Below are 7363 nucleotides of genomic sequence, written 5' to 3' on the forward strand. Positions count from 1 at the left end.
ACAAATCTGCGCAGGTTTAAGTTCAATGGAAGAACAGGCTTCTCTATTTGGTCAATAGTAGCTGCATAATGATTAGGACTTTTTAGACTATCCTTTAATCAGTTTAAGTAACCTAATATGAATTAATTTTTACTTCTTATTTCAATTTACGTATGAGGCGCAAACTATCGTAATCACAAACTAATACATACTCTTTACTCTCACATAGTTCATCAACAGCTTTTCTAACATCAGGATAAACAGTGTAGTCATGAAACGCTATAAATCCTCGGCGGACAACTCTTGGAGCATATAACTCTATATCTCTTTTTACGCCTAAATAACTATGGTCTCCATCTACGAAAAGGGCAGATATGCTCTCAGGACAATCTTGTATTGCTTCTTGGCTGAAATTTTTTATTGGTGATACATAGTTTGCAAGCCGGAAATTTAGAATATTATGCTGAAATTCATTAAAATAATCTGAATAATTACCATTGGAAATAAAAGGATCAATCGCAAAAATTGTTCGTTTCCTTTCACTTATCCACTTGCTCCCGAGACCTAATGCAATAGTACTTTTCCCTTTAAAGGAACCAATCTCAACAATTTCCCCATCTAAATGATCAACGAGAGCTGGCAAATGTAGTAGTGCAGTTTGCTCTGCAGTTGTCAACCACCCACTGACCGAATCAATGAACTGATGCAATTGGCTAATTTGAAACTGATGTTCAGTAATTTTAGGTCACCTCTCTAAAACTCATTATTTTCTAATGCTTTTTTTACAGCTTCTAAATATTGTAATCCATATTTTTTATCCGGTTCTAAATATGTTCCTTCGCCCCATTCATTCCAGGCATTAATAAACAAAAATTCACTGTTTATTTCTAGAGACCTTTTTATTTGTTTTGTTAGATAAAAGGAAAATTTTTCGGGTGACGCGCCAGTGAAGATAAAGGGTGAGTTTCCTCCAACCCGGGCGGAGTTATCCCAATCGATGAAAGCTCCTAAATAAGTTTTTGCACTATCCTTATCAGTCTTTCTTTCTAGTATACTGGACCAGAATTTATCGTAATTCACTAGTTCAAATTTTTGCTTATAACCATCAACAGCTTCTCCACAATGGTTACCATTTGTTAAATTCATTGTATACCCAGGCTCAAACTCAATACGAGCATCGAATCCTTTAAGTTGAGGGTTGTTAAATCTGTTTAAAGTTTGAACAAAATAGATTCCATCAAGACCATTTTCGACAGCTAATTTTTGCCAATACTCCAACATCTCATCGCATTTGGGAATATCGCTAGGACGATAAATAAGAAATAAAGGTTTGTTTTCTACTCTGATATACCTTTTATCTTTAAATGCTGTTAAGAGAAATTCGAAATGTTCTTTCCAATCTACTTTTTCTCCGTAATCTTGATCTTCCAAAATCTCATGATTTGAACCGGTCCATGTTCTTGTCCACGGGTCGTTTGCCCAGGAAAGACAGAAGGGGAAATCGGGCTCCCCTTTTTGAAGAACTGCATCAAATGGTTTATGAAGAAACCTTTTTCCCTTAAACCAGTAATGATAATAACAAAATCCGTAGATGCCATATTTTCTTGCAATTTGGGCTTGCCATTCCCTTGCAGATTCGTCTGTTAAATTATAGTAATAGTCTTGGTACGGCTCTTTCGGCTGATAATGTCCAGGAAATAGAGGCTTTGCTTTTTTGGTATTGGTCCATTCGGTAAATCCTTTTCCCCACCAACGATTATTTTCGTCGGTCTCATGAAATTGAGGTAAATAGAAAGCTATGGGTTTCAAAATCATCGCTCCTTTAAAAACTTTAGAAGGTAGGTTCTAAAATTTATATGTGGTATCTCTTTTTTAAAATCAGAATTTGGCAACAGCATTCCTTTGATTTAAATTCAATTGTCTCTTGCACTTTTACCTTCCTTAAGATGATCAGAAGCTTTGTGTTCAAAGGCGGAAAAATTGCCTCGTGAAATTACCTTTCCGCATGACAACATTTGCAGAAATATAGTTGCCACAATGCAGGCGGAAATATTATATGGATACGTCTGCCTTTTAAGCAGTATTCCTATATTAGGAAATTCTCTGGAATTAACAGCCTTTACTGCTGATATTCCGACCCTCTCCCATAAAACAAACGTATATGAAATCGAGTCTTCCTTTTGTAAGTATAAATATTTCGGATTGCCTGCGAGAGGTAAATAATGAACTTAATGAAAGAACCTAACATTAAATAATAAGATACACAGTTTAACCCTTGGATGAAACCGGATTGATAATATGGGTAATATCGTATACTAAGGGTCATCCGTAAACCAAACGGCTGTTTTGATCCCCAATTCCCTGACGGCATTCAATTAATCAATTGGAAATGTAACTAAAGCCTTCTTTACCTGCAATTTTTACTGTTTCCTGTTTTATACACTGAAATGTTCGGAAATAAAAAACTTTCTTGGTTCCCCATTTACATTTAGACACTAAGTCAGTGCTGTATTTGCCAGCACTTTTCAGTCCATAATCCGTGTTGAACAGGGCCTGATAGTTGCCCGGAGAGGTGAGAGAATCTCCCTTGATTCGTAGGTGGTTTGTTGAAGTAATTACACAAGTTATTACTTCGTTTGATTTTTCATTATATGAATCTGGTCTAAAAGTGTTGTATGTTTAAGATCAAAAAAAGCTTTTTTAGCTTGAGAATAATCACGGAGGAAATTTCTTTTTGAAACCTCTTTCTGAAGGGCAAGTGTACCAACCTGAAAGAGGATATATTTAAAGATACTATTTTAACGTTAGTATCAAGAAATATTAACGATGCAATTGTAGGTTATTATGGAGAATACCGAGATTTCCACTTGTATAGTGCAAGAGTAATGGAAATAAGAGTCCCATTTTATAATGAAATTGGAAGTGGGAACAGAAAAAAACCATACGATACGATATAGGGCTTGGGACTATAACTCTAAAGATAACCCCTTTTACCACTGTTTTAACTGGATTTTCACACACCATTCAAGATAAAAATGAACCCCATGAACTAAAGGGGCAGTTTAGTTTAATATTAAACACTAAGGCAACCGTTAGTTGAGTAAAAATTATTAATTAAGGCTAGTATGCTGCTAACAACCTTCTATTACGATTATTAAGGGAAGGAAAAATACAGAGAAGCACTGCATTCGTACCTTATTGTTACTTTGGGCCGGGACATCCACATGAAGCAAAATAGTGCGAAAATAGGACATTTCTTAGCGATTGTTAATGTATATAAAGAAATGAATCAGCTTGGTGATCTTCATTCATTCATTGAGGAACCGAAGTATGGAAAAAAAGGAGAAGGGGCAGAACCTGATATTTATTGTTCCTTTAGAAAAACTCCATTTTTTATTGAAGTTCAAAGAACCATTTATGGTGAAAAGCAAATGAATGATAAATTAGCTCGGTATGCGGATTTATTTAATAGTGGCATATTACCTGACAGCCCTCATGTGCTTATCCTATCTGACCAAAGATATGCAATAGATGGTGAATACCCATTTAAAATATTCCAAGCAGAATCTTTCACACTATTTATTCAATCTCTAAAAATGGTGACTTTCCCTGAACCTATAAAAATAAATTCAGGAGCTTAAAAAGGGTTGTTAGATAAAAGAAATGTGTAATCGTCACACCATGGATAAAGGAACAAAGTTTGAGAGGAGAGGTTAAGACTTTTGATGAAATAAAAAAAATAGACGTACCCACATTTTTCCCCACAATCTCCCCACAAACTCGCGAAAAGTTGCGACATCTAATGAAAAGTGATTTAAAAAAATCCTCTATAATATAGGTTTTTCATGATGGTATTTAAGGACTTGAAAAGTCAAAACATGTTTAGAACACAAGTTCACGCATGGGAACGCGAACAATATATGTCCATGTATTAATAGCTTTAAAGCCTTGGTATTACTGGGTTTATCAGTTGCCAAGGCTTTTTTGTTTCGGGCGTTCTTGATTTTGATGCTATTATTACGGATCCGACTAAAAAAGTGGCAGCTCCCGAGGTTACTAAGTTTCCCCCCGAAATTAGTTGTGGATGGAAAATAGGGACCTAAAATTTGAGCTGCCATTGTCACGGTTAAAAAAGGTGAAAAAGGTAATCTTACATGGCTTCTATAGCAGCACTTTACACTAGATTCTATCTTCAGAAAAGGCACTGAGTCGGCTTTATATAAGTTCCAAAAGGAAAAGGGAATTTCTACAGATTAGAAAGCAGGTAAAGATACTTTCACTAAATTGTTTGGTGCTTAATCGATAGCCCTTACTCGTATTGAGTAGGGGCTATTTATTTGTTGAATTTCTTAATGAACTAAAGGGGCAGGATAGTATATGAAGGAAAATTACAGACAAATGTTTATATCCAATCGTTCCCTTTTTGATTCTATCTTTTTTTCGGCCCTTTTTTCCCCTTGGGGCCTTTGCCATGTTTGACCTCACCGGTTCCCGCTGATTCTTCTCCTTCATGAGAATCTTTATGGCCTTGAGGTTCCGAAAGCTCTTGGGTTTGCACTGACTCGGTGGAGGCTGTACCGTCTTTCGATCCTTTTTTCCCTTTGGCGCCTTTGCTATGTTTGACCTTACCAGTTCCCGCTGATTCCCCTCCTTCATGAGGAGCTTTATCGCCTTTAGGTTCCGAAAGCTCTTGGTTTGCACTGACTCGGTGGAGGCTGTACCATCTTTCGGTCCCTTTTTCCCTTTTTTTTCTTTGGAATCTTTTCCTTCTATTGCCTCTTGAGTTGCACTCTCTTGCTGTTCTTTTTTATTAGGTTTTTTCTTCATTTTTTCACCATCATATTAAATATATTTTCTTGTTTAACTTATGAAAAAAATCCGAAATTTGATTAGACTCCAATACATTTATTTTTGTACAGATTTTTGATCCATATCTAAAAGAGTAATTTCAGTCGCAAAACTTTCTCATCTTATTTAGCAAACAACCTTCTGTATTTTATTTTCCCCTGTCACAAAATCCGTCATGTAATAGCTCAAATATTGAGCATAATGATTGTTCTTTACTGGACGAAAGGGTAAATATTAATTTTGAAGATGCAAAGAAATTTATTTTAAGGGGATTGGAGCCCTACAAAGTAATAATTATTGATTTTCCAGATCCCGTTGACTCAGGCATTAGCTCATTATATGCAATTGAATTGTTCAGTCAAACAGCAAAAATATTATCAAAACAAGGTGTGTTAGTTTGTCAGTCTAATTCACCAGAAGATACACCAACGGTATTTTGGAGTATTGGTAAAACAGTTAATATGGCCGGTCTTAATACACTTGAATACAATGTTATTGTCCCCTCTTTCGGCTTATGGGGCTTTCATTTAGCATCTCATTTCAAGCTTCCAAGAGTTATTCCAAGTATTTCTGTCCATCAAGCTCTAACTTTAGACATGCCAAATTTGTTTACTATTCCTTCGTCAATTAAGGAGGAACGGGGAAAAGCAGTTATGAATTGCCTCAAAAATTTAAACTTACACAAGTTGTATAAAAACGAAATAGAAAAATGGTGACCTTTTTTAGAGACCATAAAAAAACACTTTTTAGTTTTGCTGATAAAAAAGACTCCGGTAATGCTCCGGGGTCTTTTTTTTGTAACTTTCTGGGGACATTCGTTTTAATAATCCGCTAAACAGCGATCCACTCTTCGGTAGTTTTTTAAAGTTGGACTATCTATTACACCAATTCATCTGTTAGATGCTGATCGAATTTCTCAAATGGATTTAGCGCCATCTCTTTACACCTGTTATTCAATATCCTTCAACTATTTTAAAAGGCATTCTCTGCTTCGAATAAAGTAATTTTTAAAAACGATCCATTATTCTGGCCATTGAGTACATTCAGTATATCAGTCATTTAACTTCAGGAAATTCTAAAGGTTTGTGCATATACACATTTTGATGAATTTCAGTCTTATTGATAGAAGATGGACGTTTACCACGACACAACGTCATCCCATGATACATATACATACAGGGTAAATGATTATATAGGAAGGGGCAACATTATGTATAAGGAATGGTTAACTAATTTAGTTGGGAAAGTTCTAAAAGTAGATAGAGGGGGTCCTGAATCTCGGACAGGATTATTATTAGGTATATACGATGACCACTTATCGATCTTAACTGAACAAGAAGGTGTTATCTACTATAAAACCGACCATATCAAAAGTATTACCGAGAATGTAAAGAAGGGGTTCCAATTTCAACTGGAGGTTCCCGAAGATTTTACTTTTAAAACAGCTTCAACTTTTAAAGGCTTGCTAGGTGACCTCAGAAATCAATGGGTAAATATTAACCGAGGCGGTCCCGAGAAGCTAGAAGGCGTACTTCATGATTTTAATGATGAATTCGTAACATTAATACTAAACGAAGAAGTTATTCGCCTGTCAATGTTCCATATACGCAGCATCAGTTACGGGGCAAGAGTAGAGAAACAAAAGGAAGATGAGAAATCAGAAAAAAATAAAAATAATAAAGACGATGGAAAAACGGAAAAAAATAAAAATAATAAAGCAGAAGAAAAAGAAAAATAATAAAGCAGAAGAAAAAGAAAAATAGTATATCCCATAAATGATGTGTCGCTTCATGGGCAGAAGCGACCATCCAATTAATAAGGGGGACTCATCAGATGAAAGAACAAAATTTTCACGAGGCACTTAATTCACTGATAGGTTTTAATATTAGTATTATTTCCGATGATAAATCCGTTCATAATGGGGTAGTACTTGATGTGAAAAGCGACTTTATTGTCATTCAAATGAATCCTGATAAACAATGTTATTTTAACTTAAATCAGGTTTATGCCTTATTAAAAAACACCAAAGAATTTGAGGTTCAAATACTTGACCACGAACCAACACAGAAACAAAGTTTTACAGAATTAATAAATGAACTCAAAGGTCATTGGGTGACAGTAATTAGAGAGAACAATCTATCCTTTGACGGATTTTTAAGTACTGTAACTAATAAATACATCGTTTTATTAAATAAGGATAAACAACTTTATGTCCAATTATCAAATATATTCTATATTTTCAAAGGGATAGATGATAAGGAATCATCAGAGAACAAACAAAAGGAAAATAAAGACGAAAAAACTGAAAATAAACAGTCAGATGCAGATCAAGTTAAGGAAAGTAGTTCCGTGCTGAAGGAAGACACTGAAGTTAATTCCAAAGGAAAGGAAGAGCCTGCTGAACAGAAACAAGAACAGGACATTTTAACTTTTGATAAAGATGAACCAGCCTCTGCAAATTCGGAAGTTTTATCTGACGTAAAAGAAGAACCGACTGTTCAATCTACAGGAAATAAAGTGAACAAAGATCAATTCA

6 protein-coding genes are annotated in these 7363 nt (G+C 35.1%); 4 read left to right on the plus strand and 2 right to left on the minus strand.

From position 1 onward, the window contains the following. Positions 1-136: 136 nt before the first annotated feature. Both ACFVSH_RS20690 and ACFVSH_RS20695 read right to left on the minus strand, forming a co-directional pair. Positions 137-655, minus strand: a complete 519-nt coding sequence (locus ACFVSH_RS20690) for a class I SAM-dependent methyltransferase (protein ID WP_387594706.1) — start codon at positions 653-655, stop codon at positions 137-139. A gap of 77 nt (positions 656-732) precedes the next feature. Continuing rightward, the gene (locus tag ACFVSH_RS20695; protein WP_387594709.1) at positions 733-1788 is read right to left on the minus strand and encodes a glycosyltransferase WbsX family protein; all 1056 of its coding nucleotides are present in this window, start codon (positions 1786-1788) and stop codon (positions 733-735) included. 1415 nt (positions 1789-3203) lie between these two features. On the opposite strand from ACFVSH_RS20695, the gene ACFVSH_RS20700 reads away from it, so the two are divergent. The 4 genes from ACFVSH_RS20700 to ACFVSH_RS20715 form a co-directional block, all read left to right on the plus strand. Beyond that, a complete protein-coding gene (locus tag ACFVSH_RS20700) occupies positions 3204-3620 on the plus strand; it encodes a hypothetical protein (protein WP_387707579.1) in 417 nt (138 codons plus the stop codon). 1398 nt (positions 3621-5018) lie between these two features. Beyond that, positions 5019-5543 carry a spermine/spermidine synthase domain-containing protein gene (locus tag ACFVSH_RS20705; protein ID WP_387707583.1) on the plus strand — a complete coding sequence of 175 codons (525 nt, stop codon included), beginning with the start codon at positions 5019-5021 and terminating at the stop codon, positions 5541-5543. 494 nt (positions 5544-6037) lie between these two features. Beyond that, entirely contained in the window at positions 6038-6565 is a 528-nt protein-coding gene (locus ACFVSH_RS20710) for a hypothetical protein (protein ID WP_387594717.1), read from the plus strand. A 95-nt stretch (positions 6566-6660) separates the two neighbouring features. Further along, on the plus strand, positions 6661-7363 hold a 703-nt coding region (locus ACFVSH_RS20715), incomplete at its 3' end, for a DUF2642 domain-containing protein (protein ID WP_387707581.1).

The sequence above is a fragment of the Peribacillus sp. NPDC058002 genome (assembly GCF_042886655.1).
In the GTDB taxonomy this organism is placed as follows: domain Bacteria; phylum Bacillota; class Bacilli; order Bacillales; family DSM-1321; genus Peribacillus; species Peribacillus aracenensis.

What these genes read in the sequence shown, in the direction of transcription:
- ACFVSH_RS20700 (WP_387707579.1), top strand. Translation starts at nt 3,204, where the DNA reads ATGAAGCAAAATAGTGCGAAAATAGGACATTTCTTAGCGATTGTTAAT.
- ACFVSH_RS20710 (WP_387594717.1), top strand. Translation starts at nt 6,038, where the DNA reads ATGTATAAGGAATGGTTAACTAATTTAGTTGGGAAAGTTCTAAAAGTA.